This window comes from Spongiibacter sp. (assembly GCF_041602295.1).
Classification (GTDB): domain Bacteria; phylum Pseudomonadota; class Gammaproteobacteria; order Pseudomonadales; family Spongiibacteraceae; genus Spongiibacter.
Genome location: NZ_JBFIGO010000061.1, coordinates 1 through 16,978, shown reverse-complemented (window position 1 = coordinate 16,978; position 16,978 = coordinate 1). Strand labels below are relative to the sequence as shown.

Sequence of the window (16,978 nt, the reverse complement as noted above, 5' to 3'; positions counted from 1 at the left end):
GCCGGCTCGGGAAAGTCCCGCAGAGGCTAGTGACGATTAGCAAATGGTAATGCGTGCGCTGCAAACATAAGGCGGTGTTGCTGTAATGGTGCTTCGCTGCGCGGATTATCATTGTACTGGTTTTACGATAGTGGCCATTGTGGGTAATGGTGACTTGCGGGACAAGCGAATGTGAAGGGCAGTGAATAGATGTGCGTGATTCGTCTTGTGGCGCTGGCCGCAGACAGCTTGCGCCGGATAGTTGGCTAGGTGCGACTTGCGGACATTTACTATGCTTATTGCGAGCGCTCTCGCTAGGGCCGGGTCGTTACGGCTGCGTGGTCTTAGCGCTACTGAGTAAGTTACTTGGCAGGCCGATTTCGATTGGCTGGCAGCTGTTATTGATTTGGGGTGGCTTGCGCGGGGCGATAGCGATTGCACTGGTGTTGTCATTGCCAACGAGCCTGCCCTACTGGTGGACAATTCAGTCGATGGTGTTCGGGGTGGTGGTGTTTAGCTTGCTTGTGCAGGGTACGTCTAATAAATACTGGGTTCGCAGCTTGTCTAGCCGCTAGCTATTGTCCTCACGGGCTGCGCTGCTGGCGCCGTCGCTTGTGATCGTAGAGGCGTGGGCACTTTCATGCCAACAGCACTTCATGCACTATGTGGCCACCCTGCGACGGTGCAACAATGCGCTGTGATCCCGGCACCAGCCTCGAAGGCTATTGAGTGTCGATTGCGTGTTTGTGAAAACGTGAATCCACGTAGCGTTTAAATAGGCAGAAGAGGGTGGCTATAGCCCCTTGGGTGAAATGAGAATAACCGTGAGAGTAAAGATGTGAGTGAAAACGAAGGTAGGCGCCTTAATAAATTTATCAGTGATTCGGGGCGCTGTTCGCGCCGCGAAGCTGACAAGCTCATCGCGCAAAAGCAGGTCACCATCAATGGCAAGTTTCCCGGTCTGGGAGCCAAGGTGATGCCCGGCGATGTGGTGATGGTGGAAGGCCGGCGCATTCGCACTAAAACGCCGAATCAATCTGAGCGCGTGTATATCGCCTATCACAAACCGGTGGGGATTACCTGCACCACTGAACTGCATGTGCCGGGCAATATCATCGACGCGGTGCGGCATAAAAAGCGCATTTTCCCGATCGGGCGTTTGGACAAGGATTCAGAGGGGCTTATTTTTCTGACCAGCGACGGCGATATCGTCAACAAGATTTTGCGCGCAGAAAATGCCCACGAGAAGGAGTATATCGTTACGGTAGACAAGCCCATTAGCGGCCAGTTTGCCGAAGTGATGGCCAAGGGCGTGCCCATTCTCGGCACGGTGACTAAACCCTGCAAAGTGATGGTGCTAAGTCGCTGTGTTTTTAAAATTGTGCTGGTTCAGGGCATGAATCGCCAGATCCGGCGCATGTGTGAGCACTTTGGCTACGAGGTGGTGCGGCTGAAGAGAACGCGGATTATGAATGTATCACTCGATGGCATTAAGGTTGGCCAGTGGCGCAATTTGACGGCCAAAGAAATGGCGGAAATCAATCAGTCAATTTCTGTTTCGAAGAAATCCCGGTAGCGGGCGTCAGTATCTCTGTGCTGTGTTTGGCGCCATTGATCGGGCGCTGAGATGCCGGAGAATACTGGGTGCTTGTGTGTTAGAAGGTTTTGCTGAGGGGGTTCAGGCTGACGCTTTGCAGGCGTTTAGAAAAACTGAGATATGGTACCAGTGGTCGGACTCGAACCGACACGCCCGCGAAGGCAAGGGATTTTGAATCCCTCATGTCTACCAATTCCATCACACTGGCTTTGAGAGGAGGCGGGATTATAGGCAGCCTTTTCGGGCGGGTCAATCGTGTGAAGCAATTTCTTGCCTAGGAATTTGCCCTCGCTGTAATTGGAGTCCGCTGGCGATTTCCGTTAATCTTGCGCCCTTTCGCCAGTGACCAATGAGTATGCAACGCCGCGACTTTCACTTTGATCTGCCCGACGAACTGATCGCCCGCTATCCGGCGGCGCAGCGCGACGGCAGCCGTTTATTAGTGCTGGACAGCAAGGGTGAGCGCCAGCACCGCCAATTTCCCGATTTGTTGGACTATCTGCGCGACGGTGACTTGCTGGTTTTTAACGATACGCGGGTGATTCCGGCGCGGCTGTTTGGGGCCAAGGAAAGTGGCGGGCGCATCGAAATTTTGATCGAGCGACTGGTTGACGAGCGCCAGGCGCTGGCCCATGTGCGCTCAAGCAAGTCGCCAAAGCCCGGTAGTCGTTTATATTTAGCTGCCGATGAGCACGCGCCGGTCAGCGATGCCTGTGTTGAAGTGCTGGGCCGCCAGGGTGCCTTGTTTGAGCTGCGCTTTGACGCGTCGCTGCTCAGCCGTCTCGAGGAATTTGGTCATATGCCGCTGCCGCCCTATATCGATCGCGCCGACGAAGCGGCCGATCAGCAGCGCTATCAAACGGTCTACGCCAGCCGCGACGGCGCGGTGGCGGCGCCGACCGCCGGCCTGCATTTTACCGAACAGTTTTTGGCAGCCTGTGAAGCCAAGGGTGTCGAGCGGGCGTTTGTGACCCTGCATGTCGGCGCTGGCACCTTCCAGCCGGTGCGCGCCGACGATATTCGCGACCATGAAATGCACGCGGAATACATCGAGGTGTCACAACAGGTGGCCGATAAGGTCAAGGCCACGCGGGCGCGCGGGGGGCGAGTGATTGCCGTGGGCACCACCAGTGTGCGCAGCCTGGAAAGTGCCTCGCAGCATGGTGAAATTGCCGCGTTTTCCGGCGACAGCCGTATTTTTATTTACCCCGGTTATCAATTCAAAAGTATCGATGGCCTGCTGACCAATTTTCATTTGCCGGAGTCGACGCTGATCATGTTGGTCAGCGCTCTGGCGGGTCGCGAGCCGGTGATGGCGGCCTACCGCGATGCGGTGGCGCAGCGCTATCGCTTTTTCAGCTATGGCGATGCCATGCTGGTTTTCCCCTCCCAGCAACAGGAGCATATTGGCGATGACTGATGCCACTTCTCAAGCCGGTGATCAGTGCGCCGATACCGGTGACTGTCGCATGTCTTTTAGCTGCAGTGCGCAAGATGGTTTGGCGCGCCGCGGCGAACTGAGTTTCCCGCGCGGCAAGGTGCAAACGCCGGCGTTTATGCCGGTGGGCACCTACGGCACGGTCAAGGGCATGCTGCCGCGGGATATTCATGAAATCGGCGCCGAGATCATTCTCGGCAATACCTTTCACCTGATGCTGCGCCCGGGCACCGAGGTGGTTAAGGCCCACGGCGATCTGCACGATTTCATCGGCTGGAACGGGCCTATATTGACCGACTCTGGTGGCTTTCAGGTGTGGAGCTTGGGCAAGCTGCGGAAAATCAGCGAAGACGGCGTGTCCTTTCAGTCGCCGGTTGATGGCAGCAAGGTCTATATGGACCCGGAAGTGTCGATGCAGGTGCAGCGCGAGTTGGGGTCGGACATCGTGATGATTTTTGACGAGTGCACGCCGTATCCGGCTACCGAGGCCGAGGCGCGCAAGTCGATGGAATTGTCACTGCGCTGGGCGGCGCGCAGCAAGGCGGCCCACGCCGGCAATGACGCGGCGCTGTTTGGCATTATTCAGGGTGGTATGTACCCGGAGCTGCGCCGCGAATCCTTGGCCGGTCTGCAAGATATTGGCTTTGATGGCTATGCGATCGGCGGTCTGTCGGTGGGCGAGCCCAAGGACGAGATGTTGAAGGTGCTGGACAGTCTCGCTGAGCATTTGCCGGCGGAGCGGCCGCGTTATTTGATGGGCGTGGGCAAGCCCTCGGATATTCTCGAGGCGGTCATGCGCGGCGTCGATATGTTTGACTGCGTGATGCCCACCCGCAATGCGCGCAACGGTCACCTGTTCACCTCTAGCGGCGTGATTAAAATTCGCAACGCCGTGCATCGCCACAGCGACCAGCCGCTGGATGCCAATTGCGACTGCTACACCTGCCAGAATTTCTCCCGCGCCTATTTGCACCACTTGGATAAGTGCCGTGAGATTCTCGGTGCTCAGCTAAACACCATCCACAACCTGCGTTACTATCAGAACCACATGGCGGCAATTCGCCAGGCGATCGAAGAGGGGCGCCTGGCGGCCTTTGCCGAGGAGTTCTACGCAAGTCAGGATGGCAGGGCCAATGTATAAGCTGGTGTTTTTTGTGCCGGCCTCGCACTTGGAGGCGGTAAAAGACGCGGTGTTTGCCGCCGGTGCCGGTCGCCAGGGGGATTACCAGCACTGCTGCTGGCAGACCCTGGGTTACGGCCAGTTTAAGCCGGGCGAGGACGCCCAGCCGTTTATTGGCGAGCGGGGTAAGCTGGAGGTTGTGCCGGAATACCGGGTAGAAATGCTCTGCGAAGAGCCTGCGCTGAAAAATGTGTTGCACGCGCTTAAGCGCGCTCATCCCTACGAAGAGCCGGCCTTCGACGTCACTGAAATCGTAAACGTGCTGCTGTAGGCGGCAAGAGAGATAGCTCATGCTGTATGAACTGGGTGACCGCAAGGTCAGGATGTATGGCGAAGGCCATTTTATTGCCGATAACGCCACACTGATCGGCGATGTCGTGCTGCAAAATCAAGTCAGTATCTGGTTTAACGTGGTGATTCGCGGCGATACCGAAGAGATTCGCGTCGGTGCGCGCAGCAATATTCAAGACGGCAGTATTTTGCACACGGATCACGGCTTTCCGATGGAAATCGGTGAAGATGTAACGGTGGGTCACAAAGTGATGCTGCACGGCTGCACTATTGGCGACGGCAGCCTGATCGGGATGAATGCGGTGGTGCTCAATGGCGCCAAGATTGGCAAAAACTGCTTGATTGGCGCCAATGCGCTGGTGACGGAGGGGATGGAAATTCCCGATGGCTCGCTGGTGATGGGTATGCCCGCCAAGGTCAAGCGCAGCCTCAGCGATGTCGAGCAGCTGACGCTGGCGCTGTCAGCCCAGCACTACGTTGAAAACGGTCAGCGCTTCTTGGCTGAGCTGCGTCCCCAGAGTTTGGCGTCGGCACAGGTAGGTGGCGAGGAGGAGGGCGTCGATGTCTTCTGAACGGCAGGCTCAGCCGGTGAAGTCGCCCTGCATTTCGGTATGCGCTCTGGATGACAAAGATATTTGTACGGGCTGCTATCGCACGGTGGAGGAGATTCGCCAGTGGTCGTCGCTGGATAACGATGCTCGCCGAGAGATAGTGCAGAGGGCCAATGCCCGCTGCAAGGCCCGCTACGCTTAGACCTTTACTGCTAGTTGTGGAGGCTGCGCTTGGCCTTGGTTTTGGCCTTGGGGTAGGCGCGCACCAGTTGGATCAGGTTCCCCTTCATTTCCAAAATTTCAAAGCGATAGCGGTCAATGGTGACGCCGACCATGGCTTCGGGAAAACTCTCCAGTTTTTCTAGTAGTAGGCCGTTGAGGGTTTTCGGGCCGTCGGTGGGCAGCTCCCATTTCAGCGTCTTGTTGATGTCGCGCACGGTGGTGGTGCCGTCGATGACAAAAGAACCGTCGCTCTGGTGGGTGATGTCGTCGGTATCGGTGCTTAGGTTCGAGGTGAACTCGCCAACAATCTCTTCCAGCAGGTCTTCCAGGGTGACGATGCCCTGCATGACCCCGTATTCGTCGACTACGATACCCATGCGGCGCTTCTGTTTTTGGAAGTTGAACAGCTGGGTGTGCAGCGGTGTGCCCTCGGGAATAAAGTAGGGCGAGCGCAGTGCCTGCAGCAGCTTGTCGCGTTGCACCCGGCCCAGTTCGTCAACGCTGTTGATGATGTCGCGCTGGTGCAAAATGCCGACAACATTGTCGATATCGTTTTGATAGACCGGAATGCGGGTGAATTCAGCATCGCGCAGTTTTTCGATAATGCAGGTGGTTTCGGATTCGATATCGATACCGTAGACCTCGTTGCGCGGAATCATAATATCGTCGACGGTGATGAGTTCCAGATCGAGAATATTCAGCAGCATGCCGCGGTGGTGCTTGGGAATCAGGTGGCCGGCATCGCCGACGATGGTGCGCAGTTCCTCGAGGCCAATGTGCTCGCTGCCGTCATTTTTTTCTACGCCGGTGATGCGCAGCACGAAATGAGTGATATGGCTGACCAGCCAGATGACGGGGAACAACAAGCTGCGCAGTGGCAGCAGGATATGGCTGACAGTATAGGCCACCATTTCGGCCTTGTAGGCGGCAATGGTTTTGGGAATGATCTCGGCAAAGATCAAAAAGACCAGAGTCAGCAGTATTGATGCCGGCACCACCACATTGTCGCCGTAGAGGCGAATAGTCAGTACGGTGGCGAGGGCGGCGGCGAGGTTGTTAATCAGGTTGTTGCCGATAAGAATGGTGCTGATTAGGCTGTCAGGATTTTCCAGCAGGCGTGCAGCACGGCGCGCACCTCGGTGGCCGCTTTTCGCCTTGTGACGCAGGCGATATCGGTTAAGGGACATCATTCCGGTTTCAGAGCCGGAGAAGAAACCGGAAAAGAAAATCAGCGAGGCCAATATTCCAAATAATATACCCAGCGGTGCTTCGTTCAAAAAGCCCTAAACTCCCGATAAAAAATGCAGTGCCAATCTTGAAGAAAAACCGCCGGCGGCACAAGCCGCAGCGGTCGTGAATGTGCTCAAGGCTTTGTGGGAATCAGCGATAGAGCGATTTTGGTGCCCAGGTAGCCGAGCAGCAGGAAGGCGAAAGCCCACAGCGTCCAGCGGATGGCGGTGCGCCCCCGCCAGCCCAGCGCCAGTCGGCCAGCCAGTAATACCCCGAGTAAAATCCAGGCCAGCACCGAAAACGCGGTTTTGTGCAGCAAATGCTGGGCCAGCAGGTCGTCGACAAATAATACACCGGTGGCGATGGCGGCGGTGAGTAGCAGCAGGCTGGCAGCAATCAGCTCAAACAGCATGCTTTCCATGGTCTGCAGGGGCGGCATAAAGCTGGGCAGGCCACGCAGTTGGTGCTGGCGCAGCATGCGGTCCTGGCTGGCCAGTACGATCGCCTGGACCGCGGCGATGGTCAGCAGGCTGTAGGCGAGGATCGACAAAATGATATGGCTGTACATGCCGGCGGAATAGCGTTCGCCGCCCTCGCTGCCCGGCAGGAGCAGTTCCAGGGTAATGGCCAGTGCCGCCAGCGGGAACAGCGCCAGCAATAAATTGTGCAGTGGTCGGCGCAGGCTGGCGCCTACGGTGATTACGCAAATCAGCCCGCTGAGCAGCGAAAACAGTTGGGAAAGCCCCAGGTCGGCGCCAGCTGGCGTAGCGATGGCGGTGATCGCTGCCACCCCGTGAGCGGCCATGGCCGCCAGCCCCAGTGTCAGGCTGGCCCGGCTAAGCTGCTGGCCGCTGCCAGCGCGCAATCGCCGCGCCTGGGCGGCGGTGGCGAGGAGGTACAGTAGGATAGCGATTAGACTGCTTGCAATGTTCATCTAGCTCGGCTTTGCCGGATTCCCTGTCTGCGCTTGGGGTCTGGGGAGTGACTCGGTTATACTTCCGCGTCTTTCTGTCAGCCCGGCTGCGCGCTATAAGTGGGGCTGATTGTAAGCGTCTTGGTGGCGGCCTGTCGATACAGCCGCACAGAGTAGGCGTATTTCCGACTTTTGAGAGCTGATTGCATGTTTGAAAACCTGACCGAACGTTTATCGCAAACCCTGCGCCATGTCACCGGCCAGGCCCGACTCAGCGACGACAATATTAAAGATGCAATGCGTGATGTGCGCATGGCGCTGCTGGAAGCTGATGTGGCGCTGCCGGTAGTGAAGGATTTCGTCGAGGCTGTGCGCCAGCGTGCAGTGGGTCAAGAAGTCAGCAAAAGCCTGAGTCCCGGGCAGATGTTCGTGAAAATTGTCCAGCAAGAGCTGGAACATATTATGGGCGACAAAAATGAGGGGCTGAATTTTGCCACTCAGCCGCCGGCGGTAATTTTGATGGCCGGCCTGCAGGGGGCGGGTAAAACCACTACGGTGGGTAAGCTGGCCAAATACCTGAAGGAAAAAGAAAAGAAAAAGGTACTGGTCGTCAGTGCAGATATCTACCGTCCCGCAGCCATCAAGCAGTTGGAAACGCTGGCCAAGGACGTGGGGGTTGAATTCTTCCCCAGCACCACGGAACAAAAAGCGGTGGATATCGGCAGGGCGGCAGTCGCCGAGGCGAAGCTGCGTTTTTACGATGTGGTGATTGTCGATACCGCCGGTCGTCTGCATATCGACAGCGATATGATGACCGAGATTAAAGACCTGCATGCGGCCATTACACCTGCTGAGACGCTGTTTGTCGTCGATGCCATGACCGGCCAGGATGCTGCGAACACCGCAAAGGCTTTTGGTGAGGCGCTGCCATTAACGGGGGTGGTGCTGACCAAGGCCGACGCTGACAGCCGCGGTGGTGCCGCCCTGTCGGTTCGCCATATCACCGGCAAGCCGATTAAATTCCTGGGTGTCGGTGAGAAGACTGATGCGCTGGATCCCTTCCACCCGGATCGCGTCGCCTCGCGGATTTTGGGGATGGGCGATATTCTGTCGCTGATCGATGAGGCTGAGGCCAAGCTCGACAAGCAAAAAGCGGAGAAGCTGGCCAAGAAGCTCAAGAAGGGCAAGAAGTTCGATCTGGAAGATTTGCGCGACCAGTTGCAGCAAATGCAGAACATGGGCGGTATTACCGGCATGCTGGATAAGTTGCCGGGCATGGGCAATATGGCGCAGATGGCGCAGAGTCAGTTGGATACCAAGATGTTTACCCGCATGGAGGCGATCATTAACTCCATGACACCGGCTGAGCGCCGCAATCCGGATTTGCTTAACGGCTCTAGAAAAAAACGCATTGTGGCGGGTTCTGGTACGCAGATTCAGGACCTTAATCGCCTGCTGAAGCAGCATAAACAGATGGCCAAGATGATGAAAAAGATGGGTCAGAAGGGCGGTATGACCAATATGATGCGGGGTATGGGCGGGATGATGCCCCCCGGTGGCGGCCGTTTCCCCGGCATGTAATTGTCGGCTTGGCGTAAGCTGCCGAGCTGGGCGTGGGGTTTGGGAAAAGTGTTAGAAAAACAGTAGCTTATTGTCTGTGTTGGCGGGCGAGTGGGGGCGGTTTGGGCGGCTTGGTGAATCCAGTCGGAAAAAACCGCGTTAGCTGTTTCAAATACACAGACTTTCCCTTATAATTCCGCGCCTTTACGGCTCCGGGTCGTTAATAGGCTCAGAAATTTCGCAGCAGTGGCTTAGGCCTCTGCCCAAAAAGCTAGGAACTGGAACAAGAATGGTCACTATTCGTTTGGCACGCGGCGGCTCTAAAAAGCGCCCCTTTTACCACCTGACAGTCACTGATAGCCGCACTTCACGCGATGGCCGTTTCATCGAGCGTGTGGGCTTCTTTAACCCTGTTGCTCGCGGCAACGAAGAGCGTCTGCGTATCGACACAGCGCGCATTGATCACTGGGTTGCCCAGGGCGCTCAGCTGTCTGATCGCGTTGCCAAGCTGGTTAAAGAAGCTCCGGCAGCCGAGTAAGCGCGGGTGTCGACCTCGCCAGAACCGGTCGTTGTTGCCAAGATATCGACGGTATACGGGGTTAAAGGGTGGGTAAAGATACATTCCTTTACCGACCCTATAGAGAATTTTCTCGGCTTCTCTGGCTATCTGCTGAACAAGGCGGGTCGCTGGCAGGAAGTTGAAATCGACGAATGTCGTCGCCATGGCAAGGGCATTGTTGCCCACCTGCAAGGTGTCGATGATCGTGAACTGGCCCGTCAGTATTGCGGGTTGGAGTTGGGCGTGACGGCCGACCAGTTGCCGGCGCTGTCTGACGATGAGTTTTACTGGCATCAGCTGGTGGGTCTGCAGGTATTTGCCAACGGGCAATTGCTGGGTGAGATCGACCACTTGATCGAGACCGGGGCCAACGATGTGTTGGTAGTGAGGCCTTGCGAAGGCAGTCTCGATGATAGGGAGCGTTTGATCCCCTATTTGCCTGGAGATTTTGTGCAGAACATAGATCTGCAGGGCGGCGCGATCCAGGTGGACTGGGACCCGGAGTTTTAAGTTCGGGCGATCGCAACGTGAAAGGGGCAGTACCATGGATATTGCAGTGGTAACGCTGTTCCCGGAAATGTTCAGTGCCATCACTGATTACGGTGTCACTGGGCGAGCGGTACAGAAGGGCGTGTTGGCGCTGCAGTGCATCAACCCCCGAGAGTTTACCGAGGATCGTCATCAGACTGTTGATGATCGACCCTACGGCGGCGGTCCGGGCATGGTTATGATGGCCGAGCCCCTGACTCGCGCGCTGCATGCGGCGCGCAGTCGTATAGCTAAACCGGCCAAGACGGTGTATTTATCGCCGCAGGGGCGTCCTTTGGACCAGGCGGGTTTGGAAGCATTAGCCGGCAGCGAGGCGTTGATTTTGCTTGCCGGGCGCTACGAAGGCGTGGATGAGCGGTTGATCGAGCGCGAGATTGATGAAGAATGGTCTATCGGTGACTATGTGATCAGCGGCGGTGAGTTGGCCGCCATGGTGATGATCGATGGAGTCAGTCGTCTGCTGCCAGGTGTTCTAGGGCATCAGCAGTCGGCGGAGCAGGATTCCTTTGCTCAGGGCCTGTTAGATTGCCCGCATTACACCCGACCCGAGGTGTATGAGGGAGACGTGGTTCCCGATGTGTTGCTAAGTGGCAACCACGGTGCCATACGACGCTGGCGCTTGAAGCAGGCTCTGGGTCGGACATACTTGCGGCGCCCGGATTTGCTTGATAGCAGAACACTGAGCGACGAAGAAAAGACACTGCTGGCGGAGTATATTCGCGAGCTTAACAATTAATAGACAGCTAGCTGTGAAGCTACCAACATTTATTCAGGAGCATGCCATGAGCACCAACAAAATTATCGCCGAACTGGAAGCGGAGCAGACCGCCAAAGAGCTGCCGGAATTCAGCCCCGGCGACACCGTTGTCGTTCAGGTAAAAGTTAAGGAAGGTACTCGCGAGCGTTTGCAGGCATTTGAAGGTGTGGTTATTGCCAAGCGCAACCGTGCGCTGAACTCTTCTTTCACTGTTCGCAAAATCTCCCACGGTGTTGGTGTCGAGCGTACTTTCCAGAGCTACAGCACGTTGATCGACAGCATTCAGGTTAAGCGTCGCGGTGATGTACGCCAAGCCAAGCTGTACTACCTGCGTGAGCGCAGCGGCCGTTCTGCGCGTATCAAAGAGAAGTTGGCTACCAAGTCGTAAGCGACTTGTTGAGCACGCAAAAAAGGCAGCCAATGGCTGCCTTTTTTGCGTTTCTGGCCGGCGCCGGGATACAATTTTTGCAGTGAATTCAGGAGCCTTGTCATGGCGCAGTTAGCTGCTGAGCGCGATCAGGCCCATATCGACCGCTATATCGATGCGCTGTGGTTGGAGCGCGGCCTCAGTGACAACAGTCTGCAAGCCTACCGCCGGGACCTGCAGCAGTGGTCGGCGTGGCTGGCGCAGCGCGACAGCGGGTTGCTGCAATGCGGGCGCATCGAGGTATTGGATTATTTGGCGGATCAGCGCAGCGGCGGTAAGTCGGCGCGCAGCACGGCCAGATTGATGTCTTGTTTGCGCGGTTTTTATCGCTATCAGTTGCGCGAGGGGCGTTTAAGTGACGACCCCCTGGCCAATATTGATGCGCCGAAGCTTGGCAGGCCGCTGCCAAAATCCTTGAGCGAGGCCGATGTCGAGGCGCTGCTGGCTCAGCCCGATGACGACATTGCTATTGAGCAGCGCGATCGCGCTATGCTTGAACTGCTGTATGCCACCGGTTTGCGGGTGACGGAGTTGGTCAGCCTGCGCTTTGCTCAGCTCAGCACCGCCCAGGGAGTCATTAGGGTGACCGGCAAAGGCAATAAAGAGCGCCTGGTGCCGATGGGGGAGGAGGCGCTGTACTGCTTGCAGCAGTACCTGCGCTGCGCTCGCCCACAGCTGCTCGCTGACGGGGAGTCCGATGTATTGTTTCCCAGTCGCCGCGGGCAAATGATGACCCGCCAGACTTTCTGGCACCGTATTAAGCTGTACGCGCAGCGCGCCGGTATTCGCGGCACGATTTCTCCCCATACGCTGCGCCACGCCTTTGCGACACATTTGGTGAATCACGGCGCGGATTTGCGGGTGGTTCAACTATTGCTCGGACACAGTGATCTGAGTACTACACAAATTTATACGCATGTTGCCCGTGAGCGAATGCAAACTTTGCATAGTGAACACCACCCTCGCGGTTGAACTTGACGTGCGTCTGGCGTTCACAGTGTTATTATTCCCCACCTTCCTACCTATGCTGACGGAGAAGTTAGTTGAAAATGCACAAAATCTTATCCCGTTCACTGCCTCTTTTCGCGGCTTCTCTGATGGTGCTGGGCGCCCTGTCAGCCAATGCTTATGCGTCAACGGCCGGCAAGGCGACTTTTGTCGATGCCGCGGCCGAGCAGGCGATTCGAGACGCTTTCCAGCGCTCGCGGCCCGATTTGCAAATTGATGTGGTGGCGCCCAGTGAAATGCCGGGGGTCTACCGCGTTGAGATGAAGAATGGCCCGACAGTGTATTCCAGCGCCAGTGGTCAGTACTTTATCGCCGGCGACCTGTACGAGCTGAGTGCAAACGGCATAGAAAATGTTGCTGAGAAACGTCTGCAGCCGATGCGCAAAGAGCTGCTGGCTCAGGTCGCCCGCGAAGATATGATCATTTTCAGCCCAAAGGGTGAAACCAAGGGGGCGCTGTATGTGTTTACCGACGTCGATTGCGGCTTTTGTCAGAAACTGCATAGAGAAGTGCCCGCGCTTAACGCTCAGGGGATAGAGGTGCGCTATCTGGCTTATCCCCGTCAGGGGGTGGGTACTCCCACCTTTAACAAAATGGTTTCGGCCTGGTGTGCCGACGACCGGTTGGCGGCGATGGATGCCCTAAAGGCGCGCCAGTCGCTGCCGGCCAAGCAGTGCGAGACACCGATCATTCAGCAATTTGAGCTGGGACAGCGCTTGGGTGTGACCGGCACGCCGGCGATTATTACCGAAACCGGCATGTTGATCCCTGGCTATCGCCCCGCCGATCAGCTCATTCCACTGGCTTCTCGCTAAGCCTGTCGGCATCAATGGGCGAGAAATTGCCCATCAATGTCCCGTAGCGCCTGCTTCGGCATGGCGCTCGCCCCCCGTCCTGGCATAAAATGGGCAATTCTTGACGCCGCGCATTGCGCGGCGCCTTATCGATTGAGTTTTCAATTTAAAGAAAGGAGCAGCGGTGAATCCGGTCAGAGTAGGTATATGTGGTCTGGGTACTGTCGGCAGTGGCACCTATGCCGTGTTAACGCGCAATGCAGCGGAGATTGCCGCCCGTGTCGGTGCTGAAATCGTCGTGACTGAGATCGGCGCGCGCCGTGACAATCCCAACTGCGATACCGCTGATGTGGCGATTAATCGCGATATCTTCGCCGTTGCTGAAAACCCGAACGTCGATATTTTGGTTGAGCTCATCGGCGGCACGACCGTGGCCAAGGAGCTGGTGCTCAAGGCGATTGCCAATGGCAAGCACGTCGTCACGGCCAACAAAGCGCTGATTGCTGAACACGGCAACGAAATTTTTGCGGCGGCGGCAGAGCGGGGCGTTACCGTTGCCTTCGAGGCGGCCGTGGCAGGGGGTATCCCCATTATCAAGGCGCTGCGCGAAGGTTTGGCGGGCAACAAAATTCAGTGGCTGGCGGGCATCATCAACGGCACCGGCAATTTTATTCTGACCGAAATGCGCGACAAGGGGCGCGATTTTAACGACGTGTTGGCCGAAGCGCAGGCACTGGGCTACGCCGAAGCGGACCCCACCTTTGATGTTGAAGGCATCGACGCCGCCCACAAGCTGGTCATTCTGGCCTCGCTGGCCTTTGGTATACCACTGCAGTTCGACAAGGTGTATACCGAGGGTATTAGCCGCATCGCTCAGGAAGATGTGATTTACGCCGAGCAACTGGGCTATCGCATTAAGCACTTGGGCATTGCCCGCGATACCGACAGCGGTATTGAACTGCGCGTTCACCCGACCCTGATTCCTGAAAAGCGGCTGATTGCCAATGTGAACGGCGTGATGAATGCCGTGCTGGTGCAGTCTGACGCCGTCGGCCCGACGCTCTACTACGGCGCTGGTGCTGGCAGTGAGCCGACGGCCTCGGCAGTGGTTGCCGATGTGGTTGATGTGGCGCGCACGCTCAGCGCCGAGCCGCGTCACCGTGTGCCTTATCTTTCTTTCCAAACATCGTCGCTGAGCGACCATCCGGTGCTGCCCATCGACGACGTGGAAACGGCCTACTACCTGCGTATGTCGGCATTGGACAAGCCCGGTGTGCTGTCGAAAGTCGCGCAGATTCTCAGCGACGATGGCATCAGTATCGAGGCCTTGATCCAGAAAGAGCCGGCTGAGGGCGCCAATCTGGTGCCGGTGATTATTCTGACCAATCGCACGGTTGAGCGTAAATTGTCGTCAGCCGTGGCCCGTATCGAAGGCCTGGAAGGGATTGTCGGCGAAGTGACGCGTATCCGGGTGGAATCGCTCGCTGGCTGAACCGTCGACTGACTGCTGCGCCGCTGGCTGGCGCAGTCGCACTTAAATTATTCAAGAGTTCGCAACGTGAAATACATCAGCACCCGCGGCCAAGCGCCCGCCCTGAATTTTGAAGATGTTCTGCTCACTGGCTTGGCACCGGACGGTGGCCTTTATGTGCCCGAGTCCCTGCCCAGCTACAGTCCCGAGCAAATTGCCGCCTGGTCGTCGCTGAGCTATACCGACCTGGCCTTTGAAATTGTTCAACCCTTTGTGGCTGGCAGTATTCCGGATGCCGACCTCAAAGCCATTATCGACGACAGCTACGCCGACTTCCGTCATCCGGCTATCGCGCCGCTGGTGCAGTTGGGGCACAACGAGTGGTTGCTGGAATTGTTCCAGGGGCCGACTCTGGCGTTTAAAGATTTTGCCCTGCAAATGCTCGGTCGCCTGCTGGATTACGTGCTGGAAAAGCGCCAGCAGAAAGTCGTGGTGATGGGGGCGACCTCGGGCGATACCGGTTCGGCGGCGATCCAGGGTGTTAAGCGCTGCGCGAACGTTGATATTTTTATTCTGCATCCCTACCAGCGCGTCTCCGATGTACAGCGCCGGCAGATGACCACCGTGCAGGGCGACAACATCCACAATATCGCCTTGAAAGGCCATTTCGACCACTGCCAGGCGATGGTTAAGGCCAGTTTTGCCGACCAGAGCTTTCTGCCCGAGGGCCGTCAGCTTGTGGCGGTGAACTCGATCAACTGGGCGCGCATCATGGCCCAGATCGTTTACTACTTTTATGCCGCCTATGCGGTTGGCGCGCCGGCGCGCAAGGTCAGTTTTTCGGTGCCCACCGGTAACTTCGGCGATATCTACGCCGGTTATCTCGCCAAGCAAATGGGCCTGCCCATTGAGCAACTGGTGGTGGCGACCAACCAAAACGATATTCTGCACCGGGTGATCAGCGGCAATAAATTTGAAAAGCAGGAGCTGCAACACACTCTGTCGCCGAGCATGGATATTGTGGTGTCCAGCAACTTCGAGCGCATGTTGTTCGACTGTTTTGACCGCGACGGCGCCGCCATTGCCGATTTGATGCAGCGTATGAACACTGAAACGGTATCGCTGCCAGCGGCGGCCTTTGATCGGGTGCGCGAGCTGTTCGCCAGCTGTAGCGTGACGGATGCCGACACCGTGGCGACCATCGCCGGTGTCTACGACGACAGCGAATACCTGCTCGACCCGCACTCGGCGATCGGCGTTAAAGCCGCTCGCGAGTGCTGGCGTGATCGCAGTGTGCCGATGATCACTCTGGCCACGGCCCATCCGGCCAAGTTCCCCGAGGCGGTGATGAAGGCGGGCTACCCCACGGCACCGGCCCTGCCGCACCACATGGCAGACCTGTTCGACCTCGACGAGCGCTACGAGGTGCTCGACAACGAAATCGCCGGCGTGCACGACTTTATGGCCAAGAATATCCGCGCCTGAGGTGAGCCGCTTTCCGCGCGTTATTCCCCGACAAGCCGCCGCTGATAAGCTGGCGGCTTTTTCGACTCTGCCACCGCTGTTGTCGCGGCTCTATGTCGCCCGTGGCTTGGCGTCCCCGGAACAGGCCGAACTGGGCTTGGATGCCCTGCCCGCACCGACCATGAAGGGACTGGATACGGCTGCCGAGGCGTTGGCGGCGGCGATCAGTGACGGCAAAAAATTGCTGATCGTCGGTGACTTTGACTGCGACGGCGCCACCAGTACCACCTTGGCGGTGCTGGGACTGCGCGCGCTGGGGGCTGCCGACGTCGACTTTTTGGTGCCCAACCGTTTTGAATACGGTTATGGCCTGAGCCCGGAAATCGTCGCGGTGGCCGCCGAGCGCCAGCCGGATCTGATCATTACCGTCGACAACGGGATATCCAGCCTCGAAGGCGTGGCGGCGGCTGCGGCGCAGGGAATTCCGGTGATTGTCACCGACCATCACCTGCCCGGCGACGCGCTGCCCGCGGCCTTGGCCATTGTGAATCCAAACCAGGCGGGTTGCGATTTCCCCGATAAATCCCTAGCCGGTGTTGGCGTCATGTTCTATGTGCTGCTGGCGCTGCGCTCGCTGCTGCGTGAGCGCGGTCAGTTCGCCGATGGTCGCGGGCCGAATCTGGCGGCGTTGCTGGACCTGGTGGCGCTGGGCACGGTGGCCGATGTGGTGCCGCTGAGTCACGCCAACCGGGTGTTGGTGGAGCAGGGCCTGCGGCGAATTCGCGCCGGTCGCTGCCGCCCCGGCATCACCGCGCTGCTTAAGGTCGCCGGCCGTGAGCCGGCGCGGTTGGTGGCCACGGATCTGGGCTTTGCTGTCGGTCCGCGCCTGAACGCCGCCGGCCGCCTCGACGATATGACCGTGGGCATTCGCTGCCTGCTGGAGAATGACCCGCAGCGCGCCCTGGCTTTGGCGGCCGAGCTGGATGAT

19 protein-coding genes and 1 tRNA gene are annotated in these 16,978 nt (G+C 57.6%); 17 read left to right on the top strand and 3 right to left on the bottom strand.

The genetic code is table 11. The features are described from left to right. Positions 1–317: 317 nt before the first annotated feature. Both ABYM29_RS10710 and rluF read left to right on the top strand, forming a co-directional pair. Entirely contained in the window at positions 318–554 is a 237-nt protein-coding gene (locus tag ABYM29_RS10710; protein ID WP_372864729.1) for a cation:proton antiporter, read from the top strand. Between the two features lie 263 nt (positions 555–817). Beyond that, entirely contained in the window at positions 818–1,555 is a 738-nt protein-coding gene (gene rluF / locus ABYM29_RS10705; RefSeq protein WP_372864728.1) for a 23S rRNA pseudouridine(2604) synthase RluF, read from the top strand. A gap of 142 nt (positions 1,556–1,697) precedes the next feature. Here the strand turns inward: rluF and ABYM29_RS10700 are convergent. Continuing rightward, positions 1,698–1,784 (bottom strand) — tRNA-Leu (locus ABYM29_RS10700). 147 nt (positions 1,785–1,931) lie between these two features. Between ABYM29_RS10700 and queA the strand changes: the two genes are divergently transcribed. Genes queA through ABYM29_RS10675 form a run of 5 tightly spaced genes read left to right on the top strand, consistent with a single transcriptional unit; the run spans position 1,932 to position 5,238 of the window. After that, positions 1,932–2,996: a tRNA preQ1(34) S-adenosylmethionine ribosyltransferase-isomerase QueA gene (gene queA / locus ABYM29_RS10695; RefSeq protein WP_372864733.1), complete on the top strand. Its 1,065-nt coding sequence runs from the start codon at positions 1,932–1,934 to the stop codon at positions 2,994–2,996. A gap of 49 nt (positions 2,997–3,045) precedes the next feature. Next, positions 3,046–4,155, top strand: a complete 1,110-nt coding sequence (gene tgt, locus ABYM29_RS10690) for a tRNA guanosine(34) transglycosylase Tgt (protein WP_372864732.1) — start codon at positions 3,046–3,048, stop codon at positions 4,153–4,155. After that, on the top strand, positions 4,148–4,465 hold the full coding sequence (locus tag ABYM29_RS10685) for an NGG1p interacting factor NIF3 (protein WP_372864727.1): 318 nt from the start codon (positions 4,148–4,150) through the stop codon (positions 4,463–4,465). The genes tgt and ABYM29_RS10685 overlap by 8 nt, the downstream gene beginning before the upstream one ends. 19 nt (positions 4,466–4,484) lie before the next feature. Next, on the top strand, positions 4,485–5,057 hold the full coding sequence (locus tag ABYM29_RS10680) for a gamma carbonic anhydrase family protein (protein ID WP_372864725.1): 573 nt from the start codon (positions 4,485–4,487) through the stop codon (positions 5,055–5,057). Continuing rightward, entirely contained in the window at positions 5,047–5,238 is a 192-nt protein-coding gene (locus ABYM29_RS10675) for a DUF1289 domain-containing protein (protein WP_372864724.1), read from the top strand. Before ABYM29_RS10680 ends, ABYM29_RS10675 begins: the two co-directional genes overlap by 11 nt. 10 nt (positions 5,239–5,248) lie before the next feature. Here the strand turns inward: ABYM29_RS10675 and ABYM29_RS10670 are convergent, their stop codons facing one another. Beyond that, complete coding sequence (locus tag ABYM29_RS10670; RefSeq protein WP_372864722.1) at positions 5,249–6,535, bottom strand: HlyC/CorC family transporter; 1,287 nt, start codon at positions 6,533–6,535, stop codon at positions 5,249–5,251. An 86-nt stretch (positions 6,536–6,621) separates the two neighbouring features. Continuing rightward, a complete protein-coding gene (locus ABYM29_RS10665; protein WP_372864721.1) occupies positions 6,622–7,422 on the bottom strand; it encodes an inner membrane protein YpjD in 801 nt (266 codons plus the stop codon). A gap of 186 nt (positions 7,423–7,608) precedes the next feature. On the opposite strand from ABYM29_RS10665, the gene ffh reads away from it, so the two are divergent. The 10 genes from ffh to ABYM29_RS10615 all read left to right on the top strand — a co-directional run. Beyond that, positions 7,609–8,982: a signal recognition particle protein gene (gene ffh / locus ABYM29_RS10660; RefSeq protein ID WP_372864719.1), complete on the top strand. Its 1,374-nt coding sequence runs from the start codon at positions 7,609–7,611 to the stop codon at positions 8,980–8,982. A gap of 268 nt (positions 8,983–9,250) precedes the next feature. Then, the gene (rpsP, locus tag ABYM29_RS10655; RefSeq protein WP_372864718.1) at positions 9,251–9,499 is read left to right on the top strand and encodes a 30S ribosomal protein S16; all 249 of its coding nucleotides are present in this window, start codon (positions 9,251–9,253) and stop codon (positions 9,497–9,499) included. 6 nt (positions 9,500–9,505) lie between these two features. Further along, a complete protein-coding gene (gene rimM / locus ABYM29_RS10650; protein ID WP_372864717.1) occupies positions 9,506–10,030 on the top strand; it encodes a ribosome maturation factor RimM in 525 nt (174 codons plus the stop codon). Positions 10,031–10,064: 34 nt separating this feature from the next. Beyond that, complete coding sequence (trmD, locus tag ABYM29_RS10645; RefSeq protein ID WP_372864716.1) at positions 10,065–10,805, top strand: tRNA (guanosine(37)-N1)-methyltransferase TrmD; 741 nt, start codon at positions 10,065–10,067, stop codon at positions 10,803–10,805. 46 nt (positions 10,806–10,851) lie between these two features. Beyond that, positions 10,852–11,214 (top strand): 50S ribosomal protein L19, encoded by a 363-nt coding sequence (gene rplS / locus ABYM29_RS10640; protein ID WP_372864715.1) that lies wholly within the window; start codon positions 10,852–10,854, stop codon positions 11,212–11,214. 102 nt (positions 11,215–11,316) lie between these two features. Next, complete coding sequence (gene xerD, locus ABYM29_RS10635; protein ID WP_372864714.1) at positions 11,317–12,225, top strand: site-specific tyrosine recombinase XerD; 909 nt, start codon at positions 11,317–11,319, stop codon at positions 12,223–12,225. Positions 12,226–12,302: 77 nt separating this feature from the next. Continuing rightward, complete coding sequence (locus tag ABYM29_RS10630) at positions 12,303–13,076, top strand: DsbC family protein (RefSeq protein ID WP_372864730.1); 774 nt, start codon at positions 12,303–12,305, stop codon at positions 13,074–13,076. A gap of 163 nt (positions 13,077–13,239) precedes the next feature. Further along, the gene (locus ABYM29_RS10625) at positions 13,240–14,547 is read left to right on the top strand and encodes a homoserine dehydrogenase (RefSeq protein ID WP_372864713.1); all 1,308 of its coding nucleotides are present in this window, start codon (positions 13,240–13,242) and stop codon (positions 14,545–14,547) included. A 66-nt stretch (positions 14,548–14,613) separates the two neighbouring features. Beyond that, the gene (thrC, locus tag ABYM29_RS10620) at positions 14,614–16,011 is read left to right on the top strand and encodes a threonine synthase (protein ID WP_372864712.1); all 1,398 of its coding nucleotides are present in this window, start codon (positions 14,614–14,616) and stop codon (positions 16,009–16,011) included. Between the two features lies 1 nt (position 16,012). Then, positions 16,013–16,978 (top strand): DHH family phosphoesterase (locus ABYM29_RS10615; RefSeq protein WP_372864711.1); only part of this gene is annotated, 966 nt, incomplete at its 3' end.

Excerpts from the sequence above, each read along its gene's own strand:
- tgt (WP_372864732.1), top strand. The coding sequence starts at position 3,046 with ATGTCTTTTAGCTGCAGTGCGCAAGATGGTTTGGCGCGCCGCGGCGAA.
- queA (WP_372864733.1), top strand. The coding sequence starts at position 1,932 with ATGCAACGCCGCGACTTTCACTTTGATCTGCCCGACGAACTGATCGCC.
- ffh (WP_372864719.1), top strand. The coding sequence starts at position 7,609 with ATGTTTGAAAACCTGACCGAACGTTTATCGCAAACCCTGCGCCATGTC.
- ABYM29_RS10630 (WP_372864730.1), top strand. The coding sequence starts at position 12,303 with ATGCACAAAATCTTATCCCGTTCACTGCCTCTTTTCGCGGCTTCTCTG.
- ABYM29_RS10685 (WP_372864727.1), top strand. The coding sequence starts at position 4,148 with ATGTATAAGCTGGTGTTTTTTGTGCCGGCCTCGCACTTGGAGGCGGTA.
- ABYM29_RS10665 (WP_372864721.1), bottom strand. The coding sequence starts at position 7,422 with ATGAACATTGCAAGCAGTCTAATCGCTATCCTACTGTACCTCCTCGCC.
- ABYM29_RS10675 (WP_372864724.1), top strand. The coding sequence starts at position 5,047 with ATGTCTTCTGAACGGCAGGCTCAGCCGGTGAAGTCGCCCTGCATTTCG.
- trmD (WP_372864716.1), top strand. The coding sequence starts at position 10,065 with ATGGATATTGCAGTGGTAACGCTGTTCCCGGAAATGTTCAGTGCCATC.
- xerD (WP_372864714.1), top strand. The coding sequence starts at position 11,317 with ATGGCGCAGTTAGCTGCTGAGCGCGATCAGGCCCATATCGACCGCTAT.
- rpsP (WP_372864718.1), top strand. The coding sequence starts at position 9,251 with ATGGTCACTATTCGTTTGGCACGCGGCGGCTCTAAAAAGCGCCCCTTT.
- ABYM29_RS10680 (WP_372864725.1), top strand. The coding sequence starts at position 4,485 with ATGCTGTATGAACTGGGTGACCGCAAGGTCAGGATGTATGGCGAAGGC.
- rplS (WP_372864715.1), top strand. The coding sequence starts at position 10,852 with ATGAGCACCAACAAAATTATCGCCGAACTGGAAGCGGAGCAGACCGCC.